30 protein-coding genes are annotated in these 25,823 nt (G+C 69.6%); 20 read left to right on the top strand and 10 right to left on the bottom strand.

All coding sequences use genetic code 11. The annotated features are described in order from the left end of the window. Positions 1–8: 8 nt before the first annotated feature. From ACQHIV_RS14835 to ACQHIV_RS14825, 3 genes are all read right to left on the bottom strand, one after another. Positions 9–782 (bottom strand): ABC transporter permease, encoded by a 774-nt coding sequence (locus tag ACQHIV_RS14835; RefSeq protein WP_427894664.1) that lies wholly within the window; start codon positions 780–782, stop codon positions 9–11. Next, positions 779–1,681 carry an ABC transporter ATP-binding protein gene (locus ACQHIV_RS14830; RefSeq protein WP_427894662.1) on the bottom strand — a complete coding sequence of 301 codons (903 nt, stop codon included), beginning with the start codon at positions 1,679–1,681 and terminating at the stop codon, positions 779–781. The genes ACQHIV_RS14835 and ACQHIV_RS14830 overlap by 4 nt, the downstream gene beginning before the upstream one ends. A 90-nt stretch (positions 1,682–1,771) precedes the next feature. Further along, positions 1,772–3,559, bottom strand: a complete 1,788-nt coding sequence (locus ACQHIV_RS14825; RefSeq protein WP_427894660.1) for an AMP-dependent synthetase/ligase — start codon at positions 3,557–3,559, stop codon at positions 1,772–1,774. Positions 3,560–3,664: 105 nt separating this feature from the next. Here ACQHIV_RS14825 and ACQHIV_RS14820 point away from each other — a divergent pair, with 105 nt between their 5' ends. From ACQHIV_RS14820 to ACQHIV_RS14790, 7 genes are read left to right on the top strand one after another with little or no spacing between them, the layout of a single operon-like run. After that, the gene (locus tag ACQHIV_RS14820; protein WP_427894658.1) at positions 3,665–4,132 is read left to right on the top strand and encodes a hypothetical protein; all 468 of its coding nucleotides are present in this window, start codon (positions 3,665–3,667) and stop codon (positions 4,130–4,132) included. 4 nt (positions 4,133–4,136) lie between these two features. Next, positions 4,137–4,568 carry an SRPBCC family protein gene (locus tag ACQHIV_RS14815; RefSeq protein ID WP_427894656.1) on the top strand — a complete coding sequence of 144 codons (432 nt, stop codon included), beginning with the start codon at positions 4,137–4,139 and terminating at the stop codon, positions 4,566–4,568. 4 nt (positions 4,569–4,572) lie between these two features. Next, entirely contained in the window at positions 4,573–5,910 is a 1,338-nt protein-coding gene (locus tag ACQHIV_RS14810) for an ArsA family ATPase (RefSeq protein WP_427894654.1), read from the top strand. After that, the gene (locus ACQHIV_RS14805; protein ID WP_427894652.1) at positions 5,907–6,284 is read left to right on the top strand and encodes a hypothetical protein; all 378 of its coding nucleotides are present in this window, start codon (positions 5,907–5,909) and stop codon (positions 6,282–6,284) included. Before ACQHIV_RS14810 ends, ACQHIV_RS14805 begins: the two co-directional genes overlap by 4 nt. Continuing rightward, the gene (locus tag ACQHIV_RS14800) at positions 6,275–7,234 is read left to right on the top strand and encodes an ROK family glucokinase (RefSeq protein ID WP_427894650.1); all 960 of its coding nucleotides are present in this window, start codon (positions 6,275–6,277) and stop codon (positions 7,232–7,234) included. Before ACQHIV_RS14805 ends, ACQHIV_RS14800 begins: the two co-directional genes overlap by 10 nt. 46 nt (positions 7,235–7,280) lie before the next feature. Continuing rightward, the gene (locus tag ACQHIV_RS14795; protein ID WP_427894648.1) at positions 7,281–8,408 is read left to right on the top strand and encodes an ROK family glucokinase; all 1,128 of its coding nucleotides are present in this window, start codon (positions 7,281–7,283) and stop codon (positions 8,406–8,408) included. Then, positions 8,405–9,148, top strand: a complete 744-nt coding sequence (locus ACQHIV_RS14790; protein WP_427894646.1) for an endonuclease/exonuclease/phosphatase family protein — start codon at positions 8,405–8,407, stop codon at positions 9,146–9,148. The genes ACQHIV_RS14795 and ACQHIV_RS14790 overlap by 4 nt, the downstream gene beginning before the upstream one ends. 19 nt (positions 9,149–9,167) lie before the next feature. Here the strand turns inward: ACQHIV_RS14790 and ACQHIV_RS14785 are convergent, their stop codons facing one another. The 5 genes from ACQHIV_RS14785 to ACQHIV_RS14765 are packed head-to-tail and all read right to left on the bottom strand — an operon-like array spanning position 9,168 to position 13,446. Beyond that, positions 9,168–9,902 carry a phytanoyl-CoA dioxygenase family protein gene (locus ACQHIV_RS14785; RefSeq protein WP_427894644.1) on the bottom strand — a complete coding sequence of 245 codons (735 nt, stop codon included), beginning with the start codon at positions 9,900–9,902 and terminating at the stop codon, positions 9,168–9,170. A 40-nt stretch (positions 9,903–9,942) separates the two neighbouring features. Next, on the bottom strand, positions 9,943–10,692 hold the full coding sequence (locus ACQHIV_RS14780; RefSeq protein WP_427894643.1) for an enoyl-CoA hydratase-related protein: 750 nt from the start codon (positions 10,690–10,692) through the stop codon (positions 9,943–9,945). 58 nt (positions 10,693–10,750) lie between these two features. Beyond that, positions 10,751–11,980, bottom strand: a complete 1,230-nt coding sequence (locus ACQHIV_RS14775; RefSeq protein ID WP_427894641.1) for a TIGR00300 family protein — start codon at positions 11,978–11,980, stop codon at positions 10,751–10,753. Positions 11,981–12,032: 52 nt separating this feature from the next. Beyond that, positions 12,033–12,683, bottom strand: a complete 651-nt coding sequence (locus ACQHIV_RS14770) for a hypothetical protein (RefSeq protein ID WP_427894639.1) — start codon at positions 12,681–12,683, stop codon at positions 12,033–12,035. Then, complete coding sequence (locus ACQHIV_RS14765; RefSeq protein ID WP_427894637.1) at positions 12,676–13,446, bottom strand: alpha/beta hydrolase; 771 nt, start codon at positions 13,444–13,446, stop codon at positions 12,676–12,678. Before ACQHIV_RS14765 ends, ACQHIV_RS14770 begins: the two co-directional genes overlap by 8 nt. A gap of 244 nt (positions 13,447–13,690) precedes the next feature. Between ACQHIV_RS14765 and ACQHIV_RS14760 the strand changes: the two genes are divergently transcribed. The 10 genes from ACQHIV_RS14760 to ACQHIV_RS14715 are packed head-to-tail and all read left to right on the top strand — an operon-like array spanning position 13,691 to position 20,715. Further along, positions 13,691–14,455: a lysophospholipid acyltransferase family protein gene (locus tag ACQHIV_RS14760; protein ID WP_427894635.1), complete on the top strand. Its 765-nt coding sequence runs from the start codon at positions 13,691–13,693 to the stop codon at positions 14,453–14,455. A 10-nt stretch (positions 14,456–14,465) separates the two neighbouring features. Next, the gene (locus tag ACQHIV_RS14755) at positions 14,466–14,858 is read left to right on the top strand and encodes a DUF2237 family protein (RefSeq protein WP_427894633.1); all 393 of its coding nucleotides are present in this window, start codon (positions 14,466–14,468) and stop codon (positions 14,856–14,858) included. 43 nt (positions 14,859–14,901) lie between these two features. Next, the gene (locus tag ACQHIV_RS14750) at positions 14,902–16,275 is read left to right on the top strand and encodes a class II 3-deoxy-7-phosphoheptulonate synthase (RefSeq protein WP_427894631.1); all 1,374 of its coding nucleotides are present in this window, start codon (positions 14,902–14,904) and stop codon (positions 16,273–16,275) included. After that, positions 16,272–17,300 carry a threonine aldolase family protein gene (locus tag ACQHIV_RS14745; protein WP_427894629.1) on the top strand — a complete coding sequence of 343 codons (1,029 nt, stop codon included), beginning with the start codon at positions 16,272–16,274 and terminating at the stop codon, positions 17,298–17,300. The genes ACQHIV_RS14750 and ACQHIV_RS14745 overlap by 4 nt, the downstream gene beginning before the upstream one ends. A 38-nt stretch (positions 17,301–17,338) precedes the next feature. Beyond that, complete coding sequence (locus ACQHIV_RS14740; protein WP_427894627.1) at positions 17,339–18,316, top strand: ribose-phosphate diphosphokinase; 978 nt, start codon at positions 17,339–17,341, stop codon at positions 18,314–18,316. Between the two features lie 21 nt (positions 18,317–18,337). Next, positions 18,338–18,766: a DUF6924 domain-containing protein gene (locus tag ACQHIV_RS14735; RefSeq protein WP_427896492.1), complete on the top strand. Its 429-nt coding sequence runs from the start codon at positions 18,338–18,340 to the stop codon at positions 18,764–18,766. A 29-nt stretch (positions 18,767–18,795) separates the two neighbouring features. Next, complete coding sequence (locus ACQHIV_RS14730) at positions 18,796–19,218, top strand: SRPBCC family protein (RefSeq protein ID WP_427894626.1); 423 nt, start codon at positions 18,796–18,798, stop codon at positions 19,216–19,218. Next, positions 19,211–19,642 (top strand): MarR family winged helix-turn-helix transcriptional regulator, encoded by a 432-nt coding sequence (locus ACQHIV_RS14725; RefSeq protein ID WP_427894624.1) that lies wholly within the window; start codon positions 19,211–19,213, stop codon positions 19,640–19,642. The genes ACQHIV_RS14730 and ACQHIV_RS14725 overlap by 8 nt, the downstream gene beginning before the upstream one ends. A 29-nt stretch (positions 19,643–19,671) precedes the next feature. Further along, positions 19,672–20,013, top strand: coding sequence for a DUF4288 domain-containing protein (locus ACQHIV_RS14720; RefSeq protein WP_427894622.1), 342 nt, complete (start codon positions 19,672–19,674; stop codon positions 20,011–20,013). A gap of 24 nt (positions 20,014–20,037) precedes the next feature. Next, entirely contained in the window at positions 20,038–20,715 is a 678-nt protein-coding gene (locus ACQHIV_RS14715; RefSeq protein WP_427894620.1) for an alpha/beta fold hydrolase, read from the top strand. Positions 20,716–20,732: 17 nt separating this feature from the next. Here ACQHIV_RS14715 and ACQHIV_RS14710 read toward each other — a convergent pair whose 3' ends face one another. Then, on the bottom strand, positions 20,733–22,832 hold the full coding sequence (locus ACQHIV_RS14710) for a hypothetical protein (RefSeq protein WP_427894618.1): 2,100 nt from the start codon (positions 22,830–22,832) through the stop codon (positions 20,733–20,735). 675 nt (positions 22,833–23,507) lie between these two features. Here ACQHIV_RS14710 and ACQHIV_RS14705 point away from each other — a divergent pair. After that, positions 23,508–23,948 (top strand): hypothetical protein, encoded by a 441-nt coding sequence (locus ACQHIV_RS14705; RefSeq protein ID WP_427894616.1) that lies wholly within the window; start codon positions 23,508–23,510, stop codon positions 23,946–23,948. Between the two features lie 65 nt (positions 23,949–24,013). Continuing rightward, positions 24,014–24,772 (top strand): SAM-dependent methyltransferase, encoded by a 759-nt coding sequence (locus ACQHIV_RS14700; RefSeq protein WP_427894614.1) that lies wholly within the window; start codon positions 24,014–24,016, stop codon positions 24,770–24,772. Here ACQHIV_RS14700 and ACQHIV_RS14695 read toward each other — a convergent pair. Next, entirely contained in the window at positions 24,769–25,206 is a 438-nt protein-coding gene (locus tag ACQHIV_RS14695) for a VOC family protein (RefSeq protein WP_427894612.1), read from the bottom strand. The genes ACQHIV_RS14700 and ACQHIV_RS14695 overlap by 4 nt on opposite strands. 58 nt (positions 25,207–25,264) lie before the next feature. Between ACQHIV_RS14695 and ACQHIV_RS14690 the strand changes: the two genes are divergently transcribed. After that, on the top strand, positions 25,265–25,789 hold the full coding sequence (locus ACQHIV_RS14690) for a hypothetical protein (RefSeq protein WP_427894610.1): 525 nt from the start codon (positions 25,265–25,267) through the stop codon (positions 25,787–25,789). The last annotated feature ends 34 nt before the right edge of the window (positions 25,790–25,823 follow it).

Raw genomic sequence — 25,823 nt, 5'->3', positions numbered from 1 at the left:
GCACGAACCTACTCCCAGCGGAACCAGCGCGCCGCCACCACCGACACGACGACCGTCCAGCCGGCCAGCACCGCGAGGTGCGACCACGCCGGCCAGTGCCCGGCCGCGGCCTGGTCGAGTGCCCGCGACGCGGCACCGAACGGCAGCAGTACGACGATCTGCCGCAACGCGTGCGGCATCGACTGCACGGGCAGCCAGAGCCCGGCCGAGAACAGGCTCGGGAAGAACACCGCCATACCGAGGGCCTGGGCGAGGCGTGCGGTCTTGGCCCGCGCCGACACGAGGGCGCCGAGCCCGAGCGCGGCGGCGGCCGTGAGCAGCAGCGCGAGCAGGTAGCCGGCGAGTTGACGCGGCAGCTGGACGTGGAACGCGAGCCGCCCGATCGTCAGGCAGATCAGCGCCGACACCAGCCCGGTCGCGCCGTGCAGGCCCATCTGCGCCGACAGCAGCGCGGAGGGCCGGACGGGGGTGGTGGACATCCGGCGCAGGATCCCGCGCTCGCGGTAGCCGGTGATGATCGGCGGCATCGCCTGCAGGCCGACGACGATCTGCCCGACCATCACCAGCACCGGGACGTAGAGATCGATCAGCCGGACGCCGAGTCCGTGGTCGACCCGCCGGAAGCTCGGGATCGACCCGAGGATCACCAGCAGCAACGGCGGGAACCCGAGCACCCAGAACAAGGTGCCGTACTCGCGGAGGTACAGCCGCGCCTCGGCCCGCAGTACGGCGATCCACGGCGAGGGACGCCGTACGGCCGCGGTGGTCACGAGGGTGGTCATCGGGTGGCTCCTGTCAGGTCGAGGAAGGCGTCGTCGAGCGTGGCGTCGGTGACGCGCAGCTGGTGGGCGGTGATCCGTTTCCGGGCGAGCACGGACAGCAGCGCGTTCACGGTGTCGTCGGAGCCGGTGAGGGTGAGGCGGCCGTCGTTCTGCTCGACGGACGCGAGCGCGGGCAGCGTGGCGAGATCCTCGTCGCTCAGCGCTTCCGACGGTGTGAACGAGATGATCGTGGATCCCGCCGTACTGCTGATCAGGCCCTGCGGGGTGTCGAGCGCGGTGATCCGGCCCTTGTCGATCAGCGCGATCCGGTCACAGAGCCGCTGCGCTTCCTCCATGAAGTGCGTGACCAGGAGGACGGTGACCCCGCGGGCGCGGATGTCCTCAACCACCTCCCAGGTGTCCCGCCGGGCGCGCGGGTCGAGGCCGGTGGTCAACTCGTCGAGTACGACGACCCGCGGGTTGCCGATCAACGCGAGCGCGATGAACAACCGCTGCTTCTGCCCGCCGCTGAGCACCCCGAACCGCGAGTCCACCTGCCCACTCAGCCCGAGCCGCTCCACCAAGGACCGCCAGTCGGCCGGCTCCGGATACAGAGCGCCGTACAACTCGAGCGCCTCGCGGACAGTGAGCTTCGCCTGCAACTCACTCTCCTGCAGCTGCGCCCCCAACACCTGCGTCACCGCCGCATGATCCGCCACCGGATCCAGCCCCGCGATCCGAACCCTCCCCGCATCCGGGACCCGCAGCCCCTCCACACACTCGACAGTGGTCGTCTTCCCGGCCCCGTTCGGCCCGAGAATCCCGAAGATCTCACCCTCCTCGACGGCGAACGAAACATCGTCCACCACCACCCGCCCGCCGTACGCCTTCCGCAGGCCGCCCACCTCAACAATCGTCATACCCCGAGCCTGACCGACGAGGCCCCGCCCCCACATCGCCCGACAAGCTCGACCCAGGATCAACCGATCGGCTGATCCCAGGGGTACTACCTACTTGGCGTAGAGGGCTTCGACGTCGTCGGTGTGGTTCTTCATGACGATGTGGCGGCGGAGGGAGAGTTTGAGGGAGAGTTCGCCGGACTCCTGGGTCCAGTCGATCGGGAGGATGGAGAACTTCTTGATCGCCTCGGCGTGGGAGACCGACGCGTTGGCGTCGTCGATCGCCTTCTGGATCTCGGCGATCAGGTCGGGGTCCTTGGTGAGGGACGCGACGTCGGTGGGCTTGCCGCGTTCGGTGGCCCACGGGACGATCGTTTCCGGGTCGATCGTGATCAGCGCGGCGATGAACGGCTTGCCGTCGCCGACGACCATGCACTGGGAGACCAGCGGGTGCAGGCGGATCTGGTCCTCGAGGAGGGTCGGTGCGACGTTCTTGCCGCCGGCCGTCACCAGGATCTCCTTCTTCCGGCCGGTGATCCGGATGAACCCGTCGACGTCGAACTCGCCCAGGTCGCCGGTGTGGAACCAGCCGTCCGCGTCGATCGCGGCCGCGGTCGCCTCGTCGTTCTTCCAGTACCCCTGCATCACCTGGCCGCCCTTGAACAGCAGCTCGCCGTCCTCCGCGACCCCGACAGTCACGCCCGGCAGCGGCCGGCCGACCGTACCGATCCGGATGTCGTCGGGCAGGTTCACCGACACCGCCGCGGTGGTCTCGGTCAGGCCGTACCCCTCCAGCACCGGTACGCCGATCCCGCGGAAGAAGTGCCCGAGCCGGTCGCCGAGCGGGGCGCCGCCGGACACGGCGTACTGCACCTGGCCGCCGAGCACGGCACGGAGCTTGCTGTAGACGAGCTTGTCGAACAGCACGTGCTTGGCCTTGAGCCCGAAGCCCGCGCCGCCCTTGTCCTGCGCCTGCGAGTACGCGATCGCGGTCTCGGCGGCGGCGTCGAAGATCTTGCCCTTGCCGTCCGCGTGCGCCTTCTGCGCGGCCGAGTTGAACACCTTCTCGAACACCCGCGGCACGCTCAGGATGAACGTCGGCTTGAACGCGCCGAGGTCCTCCACGAGGTTCTTCACGTCGGCGCTGTGCCCGACCTTCACCCGCTTCATCACGCAGCCGACCTGGATGATCCGCGCGAACACGTGCGCCAGCGGCAGGAACAGCAACGTGCTGGCGCCGGTGGTGTCGAACAGGCCGTCGAGGATCTTCACCGCGGGGCCGAGCTCGTCCAGGAAGTTCGAGTGGCTGATCTTGCAGCCCTTCGGGCGTCCCGTCGTACCGGAGGTGTAGATCAGCGTCGCGAGGTCGGCCGGTGTGACCGCCGTACGGCGCTTGTCGAACTCGGCGTCGGTGACGTCCTGGCCGAGCGCGGTCAGCTGGTCGACGGCGCCGGCCTCGATCTGCCAGACCTCCCGCAGCGCCGGCGCCTCGGCCCGCGCGGAGTCGACGACCGCACCGTGGGTGGCGTTCTCGACGATCGCGACGACCGCCTCGGAGTCGGTCAGGATCCACTGGATCTGCGAGGGGGAGGAGGTCTCGTAGATCGGCACCGTGACCGCGCCGATGCTCCAGATCGCGTAGTCGACCAGGGTCCACTCGTACCGCGTCGGGCTGAGCAGGGCGACCCGCTCGCCGGGCTTCACCCCGGCCGCCATCAGGCCCTTCGCCACACCGGTCACCTGTTGCGCGAACTCCGCCGCGGTCACGTCGGTCCAGGTCGCCCCGGTCCGGCGGCTGAACACCGCGGTGTCAGGATGAGAGGACGCGTTCGCCCACACCGGGTCGCTCAGGCTCCCGGTGGGCGGTTCTGTCACAGCAGGAACGGTGTACTCACGCATCCGCGTCTCCTCAGTCGGTCACGAATTGTCGACTTCCGGCGCACGCTACAGTCACCTACCCGTAAGTAGCCAGGTTTATGTGACCCACGGAACTAGGTTCTAGCCATGCCACAGCTCGACATCAGTTGCGACGACTTGGTCGTTGCTGATCCAGCCTACGTCGCCGAGCGGCTCGGTTCGGACACCCTCTGGCGCGAATGGTGGCCGGACCTCACCCTGACCCCCTCCGAACGCCGCGGCCGGGAGGGCGTGCGCTGGTCGGTCACGGGTGCGTTGACCGGTACGGCGGAGTGGTGGCTGGAGGCCGTCCGCGACGGCGTGGTCGTGCACTGGTACCTGCGCGTCGACCCGGCGAAACCGGTCCGCGGGCGGGCCGCCGAGCGGCTCAAGGAGCGGTACGTCGCGGCGTACCGGGAGCGGCTGTGGCGGTTCAAGGACGAGGTCGAGGAAGGCCGCGCGGCGGGCGAACGCCGTACCGGATCCGATCCCGCGATAGTCTCCGGGGAGGACGCGGATCCATCGGGGGGTCCGGCAGCCGTTCGCAGCACCCGTCCCAGCAAAGGTAAGAGGTGAATCGATGGCGGAACAGACCACCTCGACCATCCAGGTGAACGCGACCCCCAAGGAAATTATGGCGGTGATCGCGGACTTCGCGGCGTACCCGGAGTGGGCCGACTCGATGCGGGAGACCGAGGTGCTGTCCACCGACGAGGCGGGCCGGCCGAACAAGGTCCGGTTCAAGGTCGACGCGGGGGCGATCTCCGACGAGTACACGCTGGCCTACGTCTGGTCCCGCAACGAGGTGACCTGGACGCTGGTCGAGGCGAAGATGGTCAAGGGGATGGACGGGGCGTACGTGCTGCGCGATCTCGGCGCGGCCGGCACCGAGGTGACGTACCGGCTCGCGGTCGACGTCGCGATCCCGATGATCGGGATGCTCAAGCGCAAGGCCGAGAAGGTCATCATCGACACCGCCCTCAAGGGCCTCAAGAAGCGCGTCGAGTCCTGATCCAGTGACTCGGGTACTGCTCTACACAGGTAAGGGCGGCGTGGGCAAGACGACCTCCGCCGCCGGTACGGCGACGCTCGCCGCGCTCCGCGGACTGCGCACGCTGGTGCTGTCCACGGACGCCGCGCACTCGCTGTCGGACGCGTTCGACTCCGAGGTCGGCCAGGAGCCGACCGAGATCGACGACCTGCTGTTCGTCCAGCAGATCGACGCGCAGCGCAAGTTCGAGCGGTCCTGGGGCGAGATCCAGAGCTACCTGCGCTCGGTGCTGCACATGGTCGGCGTCGACCCGATCGAGGCCGAGGAGCTGACCGTGCTGCCCGGCGCCGCGGAGGTGCTCGCGCTGCTCGAGGTGCGCGACCACGTCCGGTCCGGCCGCTGGGACGTGATCGTCGTCGACTGCGCGCCGACCGCGGAGACGTTGCGGCTGCTGGGGCTGCCCGAGGCGCTGAACTGGTACCTCGACCGGATCTTCAACGCCGAGCGCAAGATGATGCGGACGTTCCGGCCCTTCATCAACAGAGGGAGCAGTCTGAGCCGCGGATCGAGCCTGCCGGTGCCGGACGACAACGTGTTCGACGCGTTGCGCAAGCTGCAGGGCGACCTGGCCGACATCCGCGCGCTGCTGGCCGGCCCGGACGCCTCGGTGCGGCTCGTGCTGACGCCGGAGGCGGTCGTCGTCGCGGAGGCCCGCCGTTCGCTGACCAGGCTGTCGCTGTACGGGTACCGGGTGGACGGCGTCGTCGCGAACCGGGTGTTCCCGGCCGCCGGCGCGGACACCTGGCGCCGGCAGTGGGTCGCCGCCCAGCGGGGCATCCTCGAGGAGGTCGCGGACTCGTTCCGGCCGCTGCCGATCTGGGAGTCGCCGTACCGCGTCTGTGAACCGGTCGGCGTCGAGGAACTGGCGGCGTTCGCGGTCGAGATGTACGGCGGGGACGACCCGTTCTCGCGGGCCACCGACGACACGTCACTGTGGGTGGACCGGCACATCGACACCGACGGGCGCACGTACACGCTGACGATGCCGTTGCCGCTGGCATCCGCCGACGAGCTGGAGCTGGCGCGGCACGGGGACGAGCTGATCATCACCGTCGGGTCGTACCGCCGGGTCCTGCCGCTGCCGGCCGCGCTGGCACGTGGTGTGGTCGCGGGTGCCCGGCTGGACGAGGGACGGCTGCAGGTGCGGTTCGCGCCGAAGGAGTCCGCGCGTCCGGCGGTGCCCTCGGACGTGCCGAGCGGTGCGGGTCCGCTGGAGTCTGCGCAGGAGCTCGCGCAGGGGCTGACGGCGGAGTACCACGAGCAGCTCGCGAGGCGGGAAGCGGCGATCGGGGAAGGCCGGTGAAGGAACCCGTCGGCTCGGTCGCGGAGGAGGCGGCGAAGCTGTTCGCCGTACTGCAGAACGCAGCGGCCGACGCACCGCCTGAAACCGCGGAAGCCGAGAAACACGAGCACAAGCTCGGGCCGGACTGTGTCTGGTGCCCGGTGTGTCAGCTGATCCACCGGGTGCGGAACACCAGCCCCGAGACGATCGAGCAGCTGTCCACCGCGGCCGCGCACGTCCTGGGCTCGCTGAGGTCACTGCTGGAGGCCGCCGCGGACGCGGCCCGGCAGGCGCGGGAGGACGCAGCGTCGCGGACCTCGCCACCGGAGGAGGAACCGACCCGGTCCCGGGTGGACCGGATCGACGTGAGTGAGGACCCCGAACCATGGGACTGACGATCGGCATCGACATCGGCGGTACGAAGATCGCGGCCGGCGTGGTGGACGAGCAGGGCACGATCATCGCCCGCACGCACCGCGACACCCCGGCCGACGACACCGACGCGATCGCGGCGGCGATCTGCGACGCGGCCGCGGAACTGATCGCCGCGCACGACGTCGAGGCGGTCGGGATCGGCGCCGCCGGCTTCGTGTCGTCGGACCGCTCGACCGTGCTGTTCGCGCCGAACCTGGCCTGGCGGGACGAGCCGCTCGGCGCCCGGGTCGAGAAGCAGCTGAAGGTCCCGGTCGTGGTCGAGAACGACGCGAACGCGGCCGCCTGGGGCGAGTTCGCGTTCGGCGCCGCGAAGGACGCCGAGCACATGATCTGCATCACGGTCGGTACCGGTATCGGCGGCGGCGTGGTGATCGACGGCCGGCTGCTGCGCGGCGCCCACGGGGTCGCGGCCGAGCTCGGCCACATGCGCGTCGTACCCGGTGGGCACCGCTGCGGCTGCGGCGCCCGCGGCTGCCTGGAGCAGTACGCCTCCGGTACGGCGCTGGTCCGCGAGGGCCGCGCCCGCGCGGAGTCCGGGTCGCTGGCCGCGGCGCAGATGCTGAGCGTGTGCGGGATCACCGACCCGGCGGAGCTGACCGGTCCGATGATCACCGAGGCCGCGATGAAGGGCGACCCGTGCGCGGTCGAGCTGCTCGAGGACCTGGGCCGCTGGCTCGGGGAGGGGCTGGCCAGCCTGGCGACGATGTTCGACCCGAGCCAGATCGTGATCGGCGGCGGCGTCAGCGCGGCGAAGGACTTGCTGATGAAGTCCGCGCAGCAGGCGTTCGAGAAGAACCTGCCGGCCAAGTCGAACCGCCCGCACGCGAGCTTCGGCCTGGCCGAACTGGGCAACGACGCCGGCCTGATCGGCGCCGCCGACCTCGCCCGGCAGCCCGCTCCCACCCGATGACGGATACTGGAGACAGTCCGGCGGGGGTCGCGAGGAAGGTCGAACCTTGGCTCTGACACAAGCTCTGACGATCGGCATCGACATCGGCGGCACCAAGGTGGCCGCCGGGGTGGTCGACCCGGAGGGCAACATCCTCGCCCGGCTGCGCCGGGACACGCCGACCACGGACCCGAAGGAGACCGAGGACGCGATCGCGGACATCGTCCACGACCTGGAGTCCCGGCACGACGTGATTGCCGTCGGCATCGGTGCCGCCGGGTTCGTCGACGGGACCCGGTCGTCGGTGCTGTTCGCGCCGCACCTGGCCTGGCGGCACGAACCGCTGCAGGACGCGGTCGAGCGCCGGCTCGGGCTGCCGGTCGTGGTCGAGAACGACGCCAACGCGGCCGCGTGGTCGGAGTGGCGGTTCGGCGGCGGTCAGGGCGAGAGCCATCTGGTCTGCGTCACGCTCGGCACCGGCATCGGTGGCGCGATCCTGAACGACGGCGCCCTGCAGCGCGGCAAGTTCGGCATCGCGGGCGAGTTCGGGCACATGCAGGTCGTGCCCGGCGGGCACCGCTGCGAGTGCGGGAACCGCGGCTGCTGGGAGCAGTACGCGTCCGGCAACGCGCTCACCCGGGAGGCGCGGGAGCTCGCGCTGTCCGGTTCGCCGGTCGCGCACAACCTGCTCCGGGCGGCCGGCGGCGACCCGCGGAAGATCAACGGCCCGATGGTGACCGAGCTGGCCAAGGACGGCGACCCGGTCGCGGTCGAGCTGCTCGAGGAGGTCGGCCGCTGGCTCGGCATCGGCCTCGCGAACCTCGCCGCCGCGCTGGACCCGGGGACCTTCGTGATCGGCGGCGGCGTGTCCGACGCGGGCGAACTGCTGCTGGCGCCGGCCCGGGAGGCGTTCAAGCGGACGCTGACCGGCCGCGGATTCCGCCCCGAGGCGCGGATCGTCCGCGCGGTGCTGGGCCCGGAGGCGGGGATGGTCGGCGCGGCCGACCTGGCCCGCGAGGAGGCGACCTGGTTGCGTCGTGTCCGGGTGAAGACCACGGCCGTGACGGCGAAGACGGCCGCGGCGCGCTCGACCCGGCTGGAGCGGGCGGCCCGCAAGTCCGCGGCCCGGCGTACCGGAATGCGCACGGACGCCGACCTCCATCACGCCGACGCGAACGGCGACCCTGACGCGTGAACCTGCGGGTGCTCTCGTACAACGTGCACCGGTGGGGTGACGACCGCGCGGCGCTCGCGCGGGTGGTGCGGGAGTGTGCGCCGGACGTGATGCTGGTGCAGGAGGCGCCGACCTGGTTCGGCACCCGGCGGAAGCGGCGGGCGATGGCCGCCGGCTTCGGCCTGCGGTACGTCGCGGCGTCCGCCCGGAACGCGATCCTGGTTGCCGACGGCATCCACCTCGACGGGATCCGCGGCCGCCGGATCTGGCGCCCGTTCGTCCGCCGCCGGCTGAACTTCATCGCCACCCAACTCCCGGGCGGCGCGGTCGGCGGCGTACTGCAGCTCGGCCCGACCCGCCTCGCGGTAGTCGTCTGCCACCTCGGCCTGCACCCCCGCGGCCGCATCCACGAACTCGATCAGGTCCTGCGACTGTGCCGTTCCTTCGGCACCCCGTACCTGTTGACCGGCGACCTGAACGAAGAACCCGACGGCCCGGTCTGGAAACGCCTCACGGACGAAGGCCTCACCGACCTGGGCGATGCCTTCACGTTCAGCTCCGCGAACCCCCACAAACGCATCGACACCGCCCAACTCACACCCCCGCTGACGGGCCGCCTCCACCCCGTTCCCCAAGCGGACTTGGCCGCGGCGTCAGACCACCTACCGCTCCTGATCGAGGTGGAGCGAATCCCCAGGCCATCACAATCGCACCATCACGCACGGTCCACGCGGGAAGCCGCCGCCGACCAGCAATTGTGATGGCCTGGCGATCCGCATCTCAGCTCCTGAACTCCAGCAGCGGCTGCGCGACGACCTCGCGCCACCGCTCCCGGTGACCGTCGGCCCGCAGGCGGTAGTACAGGGTCTCCCGGCGTACGTCGCCGAAATGGCCGCCGATGTTGTGGGCGAGCAGATAGTGCGCGAACAGGACACTCCCCGCCGTGCCGGTCACCTGGACCGGGTCGCCGAGCGGGATGTCCGGGTAGGGGCCTGGGTTCATGTCGTCGACCCGCGTCAGCGCGTCGGCGCCGCGCTCGGCGAGGTACGCCCCGAAGCCGAGATGGGTCCCCGGCCAGACGTAGAGGTTGCCGCGATCAACCTCTTCGTGCGACGTCAGCCACAACCCCGCGAGCAGGGTGAACGTCCCCGGCGTGCCGTCCTCGAGACACGGAGTAAGCCCGTCCACGTGCGGCCCGCCTGGTCGGTGCGGCCACGGCGGGATCGTGATCGCGACCTGGGCCTGGTCCGGCTCCAGCAGCGCGAGATCCGGCCGCAGCACCTGCGCGGCCAGGTCGGCGATCCCCGCCGATCGGTACAGCCTCAGCAACGGGTGCGTGTCGTCGAGTTGCGGCCACAGGAAATGAACGCCGGCACCTTCGGGCGGTTTGCGGTCGAGCATCGCCGCGACAACCCGTCGACCGGCGGCGACCTGCGCCTCGGTGAGCACGTCGGGTACGACGACGTACCCCTGGGTGCGGAACTGCGTCAGTTGGGCTCCGGAGAGTGGCCGCATGCTTGCAGTCCAGCGGCGGCTCCGGCGAGCGACAAGCGAATTACTTCTTCTTCCGGTTGAGGAAGGCGAGCATGGCTTCCTGGGCGGCGGGGGAGCCGAAGAGGGAGGCGGAGAGTTCGGCTAGGTCCTTGCCGCGGGTGTCGATGTCGGCGAGGAGGGTGCGGTTGAGGAGCTTCTTGGTTTCGCGGAGGCCCTGGGGGGCGCCCTTCAGGAGCGACGTGAGGACCGTGGCGAGCGCCTCGTCGAGGTCTTGGTCGGGGACAGTCAGCGTGAGCAGGCCGAGGCGGGCGGCCTCGAGGGCGTCGAAGCCGTTGCCGGTGAGGAACGTGTACGCCGCGGCGCGGTCCGTCAGCCGGGGGAGGACCGTCAGCGAGATCGTCGCCGCCGCCAGCCCCAGCCGTACTTCGGTCAGCGCGAACGTCGCGCTCTCCCCGGCCACGCTGATGTCGGCCGCCGCCACGATCCCGATCCCGCCCGCGCGCACCGGCCCGGCCACCCGCGCCACCACCGGCTTCGGGTTCGCGACGATCGCGCGCTGTACGTCGACCATCCGCTGCGCGCCGACGCCCATCCCGACTGTGGTCGCCTCGGACAGGTCGGCCCCCGAGCAGAACACGTCTAGCGCGGACCGAACCACGATCACCCGTACGGCGTCGTCCGTACCAGCCGTCTCCAGGTGGGCCAGCAGCTCACCGGTCAACGCCTGCGACAACGCGTTCTTGTTGTGCGGCGAGTTCAACGTGATCGTCGCCACACCGTCGGCCACCGCCAGCTGCACGAGTTCGGTCATGCGGCCATCAAAACATGCGGGTCGGCGTGACGGTGGGTGATCTTCCACTCGTCGCGGGCTACTTCCCGTTCGCGTACTCCGGCGACAGCTCCCGTGCGAGGTGCTCGATGAACAGCCCGACGTCGGTGACGATCCCTCGGGCCTGGGACGAACCGCGGTCGGCGAGCTTGGTCACGGTCGCCGGGTTGATGTCCACGCAGGTCAGCGGGATCGACGCCGGCAGAATGTTGCCGGTAGCAACCGAGTGCAGCATGGTCGCCGCCATCAGGCAGTACCCGACGCCGTCCAGCTCGGCCCGCATCGCCCGCTGACCCTCGAGTACGTCGGTGTACACGTCCGGCAGCGGCCCGTCGTCGCGCACCGACCCGACCAGCACGAACGACTTGCCGTGGCGCACCAGCGCGTGCATCACGCCGGACGTCAGCACGCCCTGCTCGACAGCCGCCGCGATCGACCCGGCCTTGCGGATCGTGTTGATCGCGCGGATGTGGTGCTCGTGCCCGTGCTCGACGCCGCGCCCGCGGGACAGGTCGACGCCCAGCGACGTCCCGTACAGCGAGGACTCGATGTCGTGCGTCGCGAGCGCGTTGCCGGCGAACAGTACGTCGACGTACCCGGCTTCGACGATCGCGACCATCGCCGGGGCCGCGCCGGTGTGCACGATGCCGGGGCCGCCGACCCACAGCACCTTCTGCCCGTTCGCCTTCGCCTCGCGCATGCCGTCGGCGACCTGCTTCACGAGCACCCGCTGCGGCTTCTCCGAGGACACGTCGGACTCCATGAACCCGAAGCCCTCGTCGGTGTTCACCACGATCGGGGGAGTGACCCGGACGCCCTGCGCGCTGGTGATGATCTGCATCCCGGCGCGGACATCCGACATCGGGATGGTGCGCACGGTGTCGCCCTCGACGAGCAGCCCGCAGTCCATTTCCGGGTTCTGTACGGGGACCCAGTGGCCGCCGAGCCGGACGCTGGTCGGCAGGTTCGTGGTCGAGTAGAACCCGTCCGGGAACACGCCGTCCTGCGTCACCTCGGTGATCTCCGGCGTGCCGGGGTCGACCAGGTTCGCGCCCTTGGTCTGGATCCGCATCAGCAGCCGCTGCAGCGACTCCTCGTCCTCCGCGCCGACGGTCATCCGGACGGTGGACGGGTCGTCCTTGTCGTAGCCGAGGTCGAACTTGTCCAGCGTGTACTCGCCGCCGTACCCGCGGATGTCGTCGAGGACGCGGGACAGCAGCCCGGAGTCCATCAGATGGCCGGTGATCTCGACGGTCTCGGTGACCTGCACGGGTACCTCCAAGCGCGATGTCGTCGGATTGTCCGACGATCCGCATGCTAGCTCAGACGACCGCCCCGTCGTCACCACCGTCGCCGGGCGGCAGCCGGTCCTTCATCCGCAGCACCAGCGTGAGGAAGCCGCCGATGAAGCCGACCACGGCGAGCGTGGTGATCCGCCCGGTGCCGAAGTCGAAGACCGCGGCCGCGATCAGCAGCAGCGGGCCGCCGAGCAGGCCGAGCCAGGCGAGCCGGCTGACCCAGTCCAGCCGCGGGCCGCGCGGCGGCTCCGGCGGGACGAAGTGATCGTGCGGATCGTCGGCCTTCTTCGGTGCCGGTTCCTCCTCCGGCGCGTCCTCCTGGACAGTCAGCCCGGTCGGTACGTCGATGAGCGGCTCGTACTTCTCGTCGACGTCCTCGCTGGCCGGCCACCGCGGCACCGGGTCCTCGCCGCCGTCGTGCCCGGGCGCGGACGGCTTGTTGAACTGTTCGACCAGCGACTTCCACTCGGCGTCCTCGGTACTGCGGTCGATCACCGGGCGGGCCCGGTCCACCGCCGCCGCGTCGACGAAGATCTCGTCGTGGGCGTCGCTCTGGTTCTCGCAGTACGCCGCGATCCCGGCCGCCTTGAGCGCGTCCAGGACCGGCTCGGCGACCAGCGGGTCGATGCCGCCGAGCGACGTGTACGACGTCGCGGTCAGGCCGTTGTCACGCATCGTCTCGACCGCTCAAGCGGCCGATGAAGGCCGCCGAGTCCGCGAAGATCCGCGGTGCGTCGTTGTCCAGAGTTGCCACGTGATAGCTGTCCTCGAGCAGGGTCTCGGTCACGTCGCGGGACGAGATCGAGGACAGGATCGTCCGCCCCGAGCTCGGTTCCACCACATGATCGACAGTACTGCGGAACAACAGCACCGGCTGCGTGATCTTCGCCAGATCCGCGCGGGTGACCTTCCACAGCTGCGACAGCGAGAGCAGCGCGCGCAGCGGCATCCGGTCGTATGCGCCCTCCTCGACGCCGGGTTTCTTGATGTCGTTCGAGATGCCGGGGAACGACGGCAGCAGCCGGGCCAGCACCGGCAGCAGCGCCAGCCGCTTGTCGTCGGTCTGCACCGACGGGTTGATCAGGATCACGCCGGAAATGTCCGTACCGTGTTCCTCGGCCAGCCGCAGAGTGAGACAGCCGCCCATCGACAGGCCGACCACGAAGACCTGGTCGTGCTCCTTGCGGAGCCGCTCGAGCTCGTTGTCGAGGACGGCGTACCACTCCTGCCAGGAGGTCTTGTTCATCTCCTGCCAGCTGGTCCCGTGACCGGGCAGCCGGGGCACCGCCACGCCGTACCCCGCGGCGGCCAGGTGCTCGCCGAACGGGCGCATCGAGCGCGGCGAGCCGGTGAATCCGTGACTCAGCAGGACGCCGACGGCGGCGTTCTCCCCGGTCCCGGCACTGCGAAACTCCTCCGCGTGGGCTTGCACTGGCACGCTCGACTCCTCGCCGTTCACGGTCCTCACAACGCGCTTCAGGGGCGCGTGACAATCGTCGCATCTTGGCTGCATCCAGTCTGCATCCAGGTGACAACACGGTGAGCAACACCCGCATTCCTGGCGGTGACATTGCCTGAGGGGGAAGCTGGAACGTAGTGTCCGCACCGGAACGGTTGACGCGCCGCGGTTGTCGTGTCTGGGTGTAGATGTGTGTCGGGCGAGTTGACGGAGGTCGAGGCGGATGCTGTATCTGTTCCTGAGACGGTTCTTTGTCGCGCCACTGGTCAAGCTGCTGTTCCGGCCGAAGGTGACCGGTGTCGAGCACGTGCCCACCGACGGCCCGGCGTTGCTGGTCAGCAACCACCTGGCGTTCTGTGACTCGATCTTCCTGCCGGTCTCGGTGCCGCGGCAGATCGTCTTCCCGGCCAAGTCGGAGTACTTCACCGGCCCCGGCCTGAAGGGCAAGCTGGTCGCGACGTTCTTCCGCTCGGTCGGCCAGATCCCGATCGACCGCTCCGGCGGCCGCGCCTCGCTGGCGGCGCTGAATACCGGCCTGGAGATCCTCGACAAGGGCGGCCTGTTCGGGATCTACCCCGAGGGCACCCGCTCGCCCGACGGCCGGCTGTACAAGGGCAAGACCGGTGTCGCCCGGATGGCGATCGTGGCCGGCGTACCGGTGATCCCGGTGGCGATGATCGACACCCACAAACTGCAGCCCGCGGGCCGGATGAAGCCGGTGCTGTTCTACCGCGAGAAGGGCCGGCTGCTGCCGCGCCTGGTCCGCCCGGGCGTCGCGTTCGGCGAGCCGATGGACTTCTCCCGGTACGAGGGCATGGAGCGCGACCGCTTCGTGCTCCGCTCGGTCACCGACGAGATCATGTACGCGCTGATGGGCCTGTCCGGCCAGGAGTACGTCGACATGTACGCCGACAAGGCCAAGGAACTCCTCAAGGCCGGCGAATCCATCGACGACCACGTCCGCCTCGGCGACACGAAGGCCAGCTGACCACACCGGGATGGACGGCGACCTGAACGTCCTCGGCGGAGCGCTCGAGGAGTGCGGCACCGATCCCGTCACGGGTTTCTACCGCGACGGCTGCTGTACGAGCGGCCCCGAGGACCTCGGCAGTCACACCGTCTGCGCGGTGATGACGACGGAGTTCCTGACGCATCAGGCCTCGGTCGGGAACGACCTGGTCACACCGCGTCCGGAGTACAGCTTCACGGGCCTGTGTCCGGGTGACCGCTGGTGTGTGGTGGCGGCGCGGTGGCTGCAGGCGTACCACGACGGCGCGGCAGCTCCCGTCGTACTGGCGTCCACGCATGTGCGGGCGCTGGAGACGATTCCGCTGACGGTCCTGCGGCGGCACGCGGTCGACGTACCGGCGGATCCGGGGTCGTTGACCTGAGACGGTCACGCTCGGTTCTGCGGCCTCATCTAAAGTTGGCCCCATGCAATTCGCGACGTTGACGACGGGGCAGGTGCCGGGGGTTCCGACGCTGGACGAGCTGCGGGCGTTGAAGCCGCTGCAGCAGCCGGAGTGGCCGGACGGTTCGGCCCTGGAGCAGGTGATCGCCGAGCTCCGGACGCTGCCTCCGCTCGTGTTCGCCGGTGAATGCGACGACCTGACCACGAAGATCGGCGCGGTCGCCCGCGGCGAGGCGTTCATCCTGCAGGGCGGCGACTGCGCGGAGACCTTCGCGGGCGTGACCGCGGAGAACATCCGCGCCAAGCTCCGGGTGCTGCTGCAGATGTCGGTCGTGCTCCAGTACGCCGCCAGCGTGCCGGTGGTGAAGATCGGCCGGATCGCGGGGCAGTACGCGAAGCCGCGCTCGTCCGGCGAGGAGACCCGCGACGGCGTGACCCTGCCGTCGTACCGCGGCGACGCAGTGAACGGCTTCGACTTCACCCCGGAGTCGAGGATCCCGGACCCGGCCCGGCTGCGTGGCGTCTACAACGCGGCCGCCGCGACCCTGAACCTGACCCGCGCGTTCACCACCGGTGGGTACGCCGACCTGCACCAGGTGCACGCCTGGAACACCGACTTCGTGAAGTCGTCCCCGGTCGGTGTGCGCTACGAGCAGCTCGCGTCCGAGATCGAGCGCGCGCTGGCCTTCATGCGGGCCTGCGGCGCGACCTCGGACGAGTTCCGGACCGTCGACTTCTACGCCTCCCACGAGGCGCTGATCCTCGAGTACGAACACGCCCTGACCCGGATCGACTCGCGCACCGAGCAGCCGTACGACGTGTCCGGCCACCTGCTCTGGGTGGGGGAGCGGACCCGGCAGCTGGACGGCGCGCACGTCGAGTTCCTGGCCTCGCTGTCGAACCCGCTCGGGGTGAAGATCGGCCCGACCACGACCCCGGAATACATCCGGGAGCTGATCGACAAGCTGAACCCGAAGGGCATCGAGGGCCGGCTCACGTTCATCACCCGGATGGGCGCCGGCAAGATCCGCTCCGCGCTGCCGCCGCTGCTCGAAGCGGTCCGCGACCACGGCTCGCCGATCGCCTGGGTGTGCGACCCGATGCACGGCAACACGTTCGAGACGCCGAACGGGTACAAGACCCGCAACTTCGACGACGTGATGGACGAGGTGCAGGGCTTCTTCGACGCGCACGAGCAGGTCGGGACGTGGCCGGGCGGCGTCCACATGGAGCTCACCGGCGACGACGTCACCGAGTGCCTCGGCGGCGGCGAGGCGCTGGTCGCGGAGGACCTGGCCAGCCGGTACGAGACGGCCTGCGACCCGCGGCTGAACCGGCACCAGTCGCTGGAGCTGGCGTTCCTGGTCGCGGAGCGGCTGCGCGGTGCCCGGGCATGACGGCGATCGACCTGCGGTCTGACACCGTCACACGGCCGTCGGCGGAGATGCTGGCGGCGATGACGTCGGCCCCGCTCGGTGACGACGTGTACGGCGAGGACCCGACGGTCAACCGCCTCGAGGAGACGGTCGCCGGGCTGCTCGGGCACGAGGCCGGTCTGTTCACCGTCACCGGCTCGCTCGCGAACATGCTCGGCGTACGGGCGCTGGTTCCGCGTGGCGGTGAGGTGCTGTGCGAGGCGAGCGCCCACATCGTCCGCGCCGAGCTCGGCTCGCACGCGGTCGCCAGTGGTGTCACCACCCGGACCTGGAGCGGGCCGTCCGGGCAGATCGACCTCGAGCAGATCCGCGCCCTGATCGCGCCCGATCTCGGACCGTACTTCGTGGTGACGTCGGCGGTCTCGGTCGAGAACACGCACAACTTCGGCGGCGGGTCGATCCAGCACGCGTACGACGACCTCGCCGACGAGCTGGACGCCCGCGGGCTGCCGCTGCACCTCGACGGCGCCCGCCTCTGGAACGCCGCCGTCGCGACCGGCCGTACTCTCCAGTCGTATGCCGGGAGGGCCGCCGCCGCGAGCGTCTGCCTGTCGAAGGGCCTCGGCGCACCGGTCGGTTCGGTGCTCGTCGGGTCCACGGAGCTGATCCGCGAGGCGCGGGTCTGGCGGAAGCGCCTCGGCGCCGGGTGGCGGCAGGCCGGCGTACTGGCCGCTGCCGGCCTGTACGCCGTGGAGCACAACGTCGAGCGCCTCGCCGAGGACCACGCGAACGCCCGGTCGATCGCGGAGATCCTGGCGGACGCCGCGCCGGGCTCGGTGAAGCCCGACCAGGTGGAGACGAACATCGTGGTCGCCGACCTTGCCGGGACCGGTCACACCGTGCCGGAGATCGTCGCCGGCGCCCGCGATGCCGGCGTACTCGTCGGGGGTGTCGGGGCGACGCAGCTGCGGATCGTCACGCACCTCGACGCGTCGGCGGACGACTGCCGGACAGCCGCGGAAAAGCTCGCGCGACTCATCGGTTAGGGTTCAGCTGTTTCGGGTCGCAGCATTCGGGGAGAGCCGTGCGAGAAATCGTCGTGTTCAGCGGAAGTGCCCACACCGAGTTGGCGGAGCAGATCTGCCGTGATCTCGGCGTACCGCTGTCACCGGTGGAGATTCATCGTTTCAGCAACGACTGTCTGCAGGTCCAACTGCAGACGAACTGCCGGCAACGAGACGTGTACATCGTGCAACCGCTCGTCCCGCCGACGCAGGAGCACCTGATGGAGCTGCTGCTGATGATCGACGCCGCCCGGGGCGCGTCGGCGGCGCAGATCACCGCGGTCATCCCGCACTACGCGTACGCGCGGTCCGACAAGAAGGACGCCTCCCGGATCTCGATCGGCGGCCGGCTGGTCGCGGACATGCTGACCACGGCCGGCGCCAACCGGGTGCTGACGATGGCGCTGCACGCGCCGCAGGTGCACGGGTTCTTCTCGGTGCCGGTCGACCACCTGACCGCGATCGGCGTACTCGCCGACCACTTCCGCGGCCGCGACCTGTCCGACACGGTCGTCGTCAGCCCCGACCTCGGCAACGCCAAGACCGCGACCCAGTTCGCCCGCCTGCTCGGCGTACCGGTCGCCGCCGGCAGCAAGCAGCGCCTTGCCGACGACCGCGTGGTCATCGACGCGATCGTCGGCGAGGTCGCCGGCCGCCGCGCGATCATCCTCGACGACGAGATCGCCACCGGCGGCTCCATCATCGAACTCCTCGACCGCCTCAAGGACCACGGCTGCACCTCGGCCGCCGTCGCCTGCACCCACGGCCTCTTCGCCGGCCCCGCCGTCGAACGCCTCCGCTCACACCCCTCCATCACCGAGGTCATCAGCACCGACACGGTCCCCCGCCCCGCCGGCTTCCCCGAACTCGAAACCACCTCAGTAGCCGGCCTCTTCGCCGAAGCCATCAAACGAATCCACGACGGCGAATCAGTCAGCAGCCTCTTCGACGGCGTAGACCCCACCCACGCCCCACCCCAACCCAAACTCCCGTTCTAGTCCGGTTACGCTCGCGGCGTGATGCTGCCCAGAGTTGTTCGCTTCGACCTGCTGTTCGTTCGCACCGACTACTCGGACGACGACGCTTGGCGCGATGCCCTGGCAGCGGCGACCGCTGTCCACCCGAGCAACGACTTCGAACGCTGCGGTGCCGCACTGCAGCCGGTCGAGTCTCCTGAGCTCTCGGGTCTCACCTCGGCTCAGCTGGTAGGCCTCCCGCGCGCGGACTATCTCGCCGAGCTCGCCGTGGCCGATGCGCAGACAATGCGCGACCAGACCGTGCTGTTCGTCGACCTGAACGAACTGAACAAGCAGGTCGGCCGCACGTTTCGCGCGATCCCGTCTCAGGTCGAGCCGATCGTCGCGAACTTCTCGATCGCGAACATGGACTTCCACGAGTTCGCCGACAACGCCGATCCGGACGGGGTGTTCCGCGGTTTCACGAGATAATATGTGCGCATATTATCTGCGGAGGGGGCATGTGGTCTGTTGAGGTGACCGGGTGGTGTGCGGCGGGGCCGGAGCGGGTGTTCGCGGTGCTGGCGGAGCCGGAGACGTGGGCCGAGTGGAACGCGGGGGTCGCTCGGATCGAGATGCACGGGCCGTTTGAGGCGGGTACGGAGGCGGTGATGGTGCTGCCGGATGGGACGGCGTTGCCGTTCACGTTCGCGTGGGTCGAGGCGGGGAAGGGTTTCGAGGATGTCACCGAGGTACCCGACGCCGGGGTCGTCGTACGCGTGCGGCATGAACTGACACCGACCGCCGAAGGCACCCGGATCACCTACCGCTGCGAGGCGCACGGGCCCGACGACGCCGCCGCCGAGGTGGGCGCCGCGGTCTCGGCGGACTTCCAGGACGTGATTGCGGCTCTCGGTGTGCGGGCGGAGCAGCTCGGTGGCTGACGCGCTCGAACCACAGGAGAGCCCAGGGCTGCTGCTCTGGCGTACAACGCTGAGCTGGCAACGGCTGATGACGTCGACGCTGAAGCCGCTCGGGCTGACGCACGTACAGTTCGTCCTCCTCGCGAGCACATGGTGGCTCAACCACGTCGCCGGTGAATCCCCGACCCAACGCCGCATCGCCGACCACGCCAACACGGACCCGATGATGACCTCCCAGGTCCTCAGAACTCTGACCACCAAGGGCTTCCTGACCCGAAACCCCGACCCCACCGACTCCCGCGCGATCCGCGTAACCGTCACCCCAGTCGGCGCGGCCCTCGCCGAGCGCGCGGTAAAACTCGTCGAGCAAGCCGACAACACCTTTTTCGCCCCCGTCCCCGACCACAAAGCTCTGCTGGCCGCCCTCCACACACTCGGCGAATGAGCCGCGCAGGTGCCGGCAAACTGCCGGATGTGACTGACCAATCTGGCGTCGACTGGTACGCGGTACGGTGCATCTTCCGGTTCGTCGACCGGGAGGCATCCGCCGCCACGATGTACGAGGAGCGCATCACGCTGTGGCGTGCTGACTCGTTCGACCCCGCCGTTGAGCGCGCCGAGCGCGAGGCCGGCGAGTACGCGTCGACGATCGCAGGCTCGCCGGATGCGTACGTCGGACTCGCGCAGGCGTACCGCTTTGCAGACGTTCCGGCCGACGGTGCCGAGGTCTTTTCGTTGGTGCGCGACAGCAACCGCAAACCTGGGGCGTACCTCGACCGGTTCTTTGATACCGGCAATGAGCGGCAGAGAATCTGACGGACCGCCGCCTAGGATGGCGCGGTGGACTTCGTGATGGTGCCGGGTGGTTGGCAGGGTGGGTGGGTTTTCGACTCGGTGGCGCGGGAGTTGCGCGGGAGGGGGCATCGGGTTGAGGCGGTGACGCTGGCGGGGCTGGAGTTGGAGGGGTCGGCGGATGTGGAGCGGCCGGTGAATCTTGCGGCGCATGTCGACCAGGTGGCCGCGGTCGTCGAAGGGCTCGACGGTACGTCGGTTGCGTTGTGCGGGCACAGCTACGCCGGGCTTGTCATCGCGGGCGTCGCGGATCGGCTGGGGGATCGGCTTGATCATCTGGTCTTCATCGACGCGTACGTACCGGATGACGGCGACTCCTGCTGGTCGCTGACCACCGACATGTTCCGGGAGATGTTCATCGCCGGCGCGAAGACCGACGGGCGGTGGGTCGACGTACCTGAGGGGATGGATCCGCGCGCACGAGCGCATCCACTGGCCAGCTTCGTCCAGGGCATCGCGCTGGAAGGCAACCCGTGGCCCGCGCTCCGCCGTACGTACATCAGCGGCGGCGACTGGACGGGGAGCCCATTCGTGGAGCTGACGGAGCGGTTGCGTCTGGACGCGGCTTGGCAGGTGCATGAGATCCCGGTCGGGCACAACATCGCCCGCCGCGATCCGCAGGCCCTCGCTGCCGTACTCGACGCCTTGCCAACAGCTACCAGGTAGCACGACCGCGGCGCTGTTCACGGTCGACGACGTTGGGGCGGTCTGCGCCGACTCGGTTGAGGTCGGGTGTTTGGGCGGCGTGGGAGTGGGCGGCTGCCCTTGTGGTCGACGTGGAAGCGGAATCCGTGCGGGCTGGTCCATTCGATTCCTCCGTCGGGCAGGCGTCGGTTGCTCCAGCCGCCGAAGGTTTTGGCGCGGTGGTGGAGTCGTCCTTGGGGTATGAGGTTGTCGACGCTGGTTTGGCCGGGTGGGCCGGTGCGGTCGTACGGCGTGATGTGGTCGAGGTCCATCCTGGGTGTTGCTTCGGCGGCGCCGTACGGGAACATGTCGACGGGGTGGCGGAGTCGTACGCGTTCGCGGATGCGGTCGGGGATTTCGTAGCTGTCGACGCTGACTTGGTCGTGCAGGTCGATGACTGGTTTGACGGTGATGTGGTCGTGGCCGAGGAGTTCGCCGAGTTGGCTGGCGAGGAGTGGTCCGAGTTCTTCGGTGCGTAGTACGCCGGTGCCGGTGGCGAGGGTTTTGTCGGTGAGGTGCACGTACAGCGTGTGCCGCCGACCCCCGCCCGCACTGCGACCCGTACTGCCACCTCCGCTATGACCGGTACTGCGGCCTGTAGCGGGCTGGTGGTTGTGGGCCTGCTGTTTGATCGTGGCCAGCCGTGCCTCGAGCGTGTCGCCCAGTCCCAGCCGGGTGAATTCGCGTCCCGCACCAGCACTGTCGGCCTCACCGTGATGGTCCGTGCGGCCGACGCTGCTGGGGCCGGCGGCGTCGATCGGGTAGTCCGGGTAGTCCGGGTCGTTCACGTCGAGGAGGTAGCCCACGCGGCCCACGCTGCCCGCGTGGTCCCTGCTGTCGGTGCCATCCGCGCCGGTCAGGTCGTCCGTGTCCGGGCTGTCGGGGGCGTCGTACTGGGTGTCGGTGTCGCCGGTGTGGTACTCGCTGTCGTCAGCGCACATGCGGCTCGTGTATCCGGCGCCGTCCGTGCCATCTGTGCCGGACTCGTTGTCCAGGACCGCTTCGCTGTCGAGGCCGGTGGCCTGGTCGGTGGTGTCGGCGGCCGGGTCCTGCCGTTCGTCCCGTTGATCCGACTCACGCTGCTCGTCGCGGTCGTCCCACCCGTCCCACTCGTGTTGCTCGTGCTGCTCGTGCTGCTCGTGCTGGTGGTGCCCGGCTGCGGCGGGTTTCTGGTCCACGGGATCGTGGTCGCGTCCCGGCTCACGCGGTTCGGGGGCCTCGGCAACGGGGCTGTGTGCGGTGGTGGCCGTGTGTTCGTCTTCGGGTGTGGGGTGGCTGGTGTCGGCTTGTGCCGATCGGGCTTGGGTCTGTGCGAGGTGGTGGTAGACCTTGAGGAGGTGGTCGGCCGCGGCGGGGTCGGCGAGCCAGTCGATGGCTTTGGCGCGGCGTTCGTCGAGGGTGTCGGTGTCGCCGAAGGCTCTCAATGCTTCGGCGATGTCTTCGGTGGTGGCCTTGAACCGGACCACTGCGCCGGTGGCGGCGCGGATGAAGATGCGTTTGGTGCCGTGGTCGTCGTCGGGGTCGGATTGGGCGACGAACACGCCCCGGGTTTTGGCGGCGGCTTCGGCGGCGGCCTGGGCCTGTTCGGGGTCGGCCTGCCACATGGCGGCGGTGACGATCTTGCGTAGCCGGCCGGGGGTGACCGTGTTGACGATGCCGGCGACGCGGCGGTCGACGAGGGCGGCGGCCTCCATGGACAGGTTGAGGCAGGCGTGGGCGATTTTGCGGGCGCGCCAGGTGAGGGCGTTGCCGGCCAGGACGGCGGCCCACACGCGGGGGAGGCGGTGCCGCAACGCGAGGGCTTCGCCGAGGAGGGAGGCGGCGGCGCCGGAGGACATGCCGAGGACGGCGCCGAGTTCGATGGGGGCGAATTCGGCGACCGCGGGGCAGCCGGGGCCGCCGTAGACGCGGAGGCGTTCATAGCCGGGGAGTGGGTCGTGGTCGGGTCGGCCGGGTTGGCTGGTGGTGGTGTTGCGGTCGGCGAAGGCGAGGGTGGTGCGGAGGATGCCGAGGGCGGCGTGTTCTTGATCGTGGGCGTACTCGGCGGCCGCGGTGAGGAGGTCCGCGGTGGTGAGGTCGTCCAGATCGGGATCGAACATGTGTTCTATTGTAGGTCACGGAATGGTCACGGGCAAATCCAGGATCGGCCGGGATCGCTTACCTGCAAGGAGAATCGGAGGTGCGTTAGCAGCCTGCGGCGGAGTAGGTGATGTGCTCGCGACCTAGGCCGCGAAGCTGGATGGAGTCGGCCGTGAACGTTGCGTCGAGGCGGCCGTCCGGGAGTTCGAACGGCGTTGGATAGAAGCTGCCGCAGCTGTCGTGCAGGTCGACGGAGACCCAGAGTCGGTCGACAGGTCGGACCTGCAGCAGTCCTGGCGCCTGCTGGCGAGTGATGCAGACTCTTTGGTCCGGACTGCACGCTTTCGCGGTGTCGTGGATGCTGCCCGCGGACACCTTGCGACGCCGACCATGATGAGCGCGACGACGGCGGCTCCAGTTGCCATCCACCGGATACGTACTGCTGCGGTGATCTGAGGCATACCCGGGATTCTGCCGGACGGAGTTATCTTCGGCGTATGGCTGGGTGGGAGGGGTTGCGGGGGGAGTTGCGGCGGCTGGTTGCGGAGGTGCCGGGGGCTTTGCGGGCGTTTCCTGATCCGGACAGTGAGCCGACGCGGGTGCCGGTTCGGATTATGTTGGCGGCTTGGGCTACGGACATTGCGGCGGGGTTGCAGGCGAGGTATCCGGAGCTTGTGGAACTGCAGGTCGGTCTGATGCAGTATCCGGCGGGCGAGCTGATCAGGAATGTGCGGGCGCCGGAGCTGCGGGGCGGGCCGGTGGCGGAGATCGGGATCGACGTGGAAGCCCTTGCCCCGTTGACGGTTCGGTCGGGGTGGGATCTTCGGCAGGACGTGCTCGTGCGGAATCGGGGCGACTGTGAGCAGGTGCTGATCACCGGTGGGGAGCTGGCGTCGGTGGTGACCGACGGTTCGGGGCGGGTGGTCGGGGAGTTTGCCGGGCCGCACCCCTTGGTGCGGGTCGGGTTCGCCGTCGGGGCCGGGGAGAGTCGGCCGGTGCCTCTTCTGGTTGGTACGGCGTCACTCGTTCCAGAGCTCGGGTACGCCGTACCGCCCGGCGAATGGCGGGTTGTCGTCAGCGTGCAGACGGAGACGGGTGCGAACGGGCTGTCGTACTTGGAGCTCACAATCCTTTAGAACAATCTTGCGTGCCCCGGAAAACGCTTTGCTCGCGGATTGGGACCGGCGCAGACTGCGGGCGCATGGATGATGACGAGCTGGCGAAGCTGCTGAAGAACGAGCGGTATCCGCGGTCCGCGAAGTACTCGGCGCGGTGGATGGTCGATGCGTCGATGGGGCCGAATCCGGTGTGGCAGGCGGAGGCGCTGGCCGGGTCGATGGCGCTCGAGCCGGGGATGCGGGTGCTCGATCTGGGATGTGGGAATGCCTGCAGTTCGGTGTTTCTGGCCAAGGAGTTCGGGGTCGAGGTGTGGGCGACCGATCTGTGGGTGAAGCCGGACGAGATTCTGCGCCGGGTGGTCGAGGCGGGAGTGGAGGACCGGGTTCGTCCGATCTACTCGGAGGCTCGGGCCTTGCCGTACGCGGAGGGGTTCTTCGATGCGGCGGTGAGCATCGGCGCGTACCACTATTTCGGGACGGACGACCTTTATCTCGGGTACTTCTCGCGCTTCGTGAAGCCGGGTGGCCGGATCGGGATCGTGCAGCCGGGGCCGGTCGAGGAGTACGAGACGCTGCCGCCGGCGCATCTGAGCGAGTACTGGAAGTGGGACTTCTGCGCGTGGCACAGCGCGGCGTGGTGGCGGCGTCACTGGGAGAAGACCGGCCTGGTCACGGTCGAGGTCGCCGACCAGTTGCCGCACGGCTGGCAGGACTGGCTGCAGTGGAACGAGGCCTGCGACCTCGACGGCGGCCGCCCCGGCCGCGAGGAAGCGCGCATGCTCCACGCCGACGGCGGCCGGACCTTAGGCCTGACCCGCGTGATTGCCTACAGAAAGAACTAGACCTGTTCAGCCAGCGCCAGGATGATGCCGGACGGGCCGCGGAGGTAGCAGAGGCGGAAGCCGCCGTCGAACTGTCCGACACCGTCGAGGAGTTCGGCGCCGTGCCGCCGGAGCCGCTCGAGGGTGTCGTCGAGGTCGTCGACGGCGAACATGACCCGGTGTGTCCCGAGCGTGTTGTGCGGCGGGTTCGGCGGGACCGTGCCGACCGCGACGGGCGAGTGGTACTTCGCCAGCTCGAGCCGGCCGCGTCCGTCCGGCATCCGCAGCATCGCGAAGTCGCAGCGGACCCCGGTGAGTCCGACGGTCCGGTCCACCCAGTCGCCCTCGACCTGGCCGCGACCGTCCAGCTCCAGGCCGAGCTCTTCGAAGAACGCGATCGCGGCGTCGAGGTCGTCGACGACGATGCCGACGTTGTCCATCCGAAGAAGCGTCATCCCGGTTTCCCTCCGACGTGGTCCGTGCCGCCACCTTAGGGCGTCTATTGTCGGCGGCATGCAATCTCTGTCTCCGCGAGTACGCGCGTTGGGCGCTGCCGGGGTTTGTCTGCTGATCGCGGTGGTGGCCGGGCTGGCGGTGGACGGCCGGCTGGATCGGCATTGGGTGCTGCGCGGGATGACGGTGTTCCTGGCGATCTGTTGTGCCGCGTTGCTGCTGGCCGATCAGACCCGGCGGTTGCGGCAGATCGTCACCGCGGTCGGGCTGGCGATGTTCGGAGTGGTGATCCCGGTGACGCAGACGAGGTGGTCGACGCCGCCGGAGATCAAGTTCGCCCTGCAGGTCGCGACCGACGCGAAGGCCGCGGCCGCGAAGGCGGCCGGCAGCAGCGTCAGCATCGCCGAGGTGAAGGCGGCGGCCGAGGCGCGCGGGGGAGCGATCGGATCGCTCGCGACCGAGAAGAGCCCGCAGGTGCGCGGCGCCGACGCGTATCCGGTGATCGTCCGCGCCAAGCGCGACCAGGGCCGCCCGTGGGCGTGCCTGTCCTTCACCGGCCTGGACGCCAAGGTCCGCGCCTGCTGAGGTCCACTTCATGGGCAATCGATTTCTCAGGGAA

This window comes from Kribbella polygonati, assembly GCF_050320105.1.
GTDB lineage: Bacteria > Actinomycetota > Actinomycetes > Propionibacteriales > Kribbellaceae > Kribbella.
This window is presented reverse-complemented; position numbering and strand designations above follow the sequence as displayed.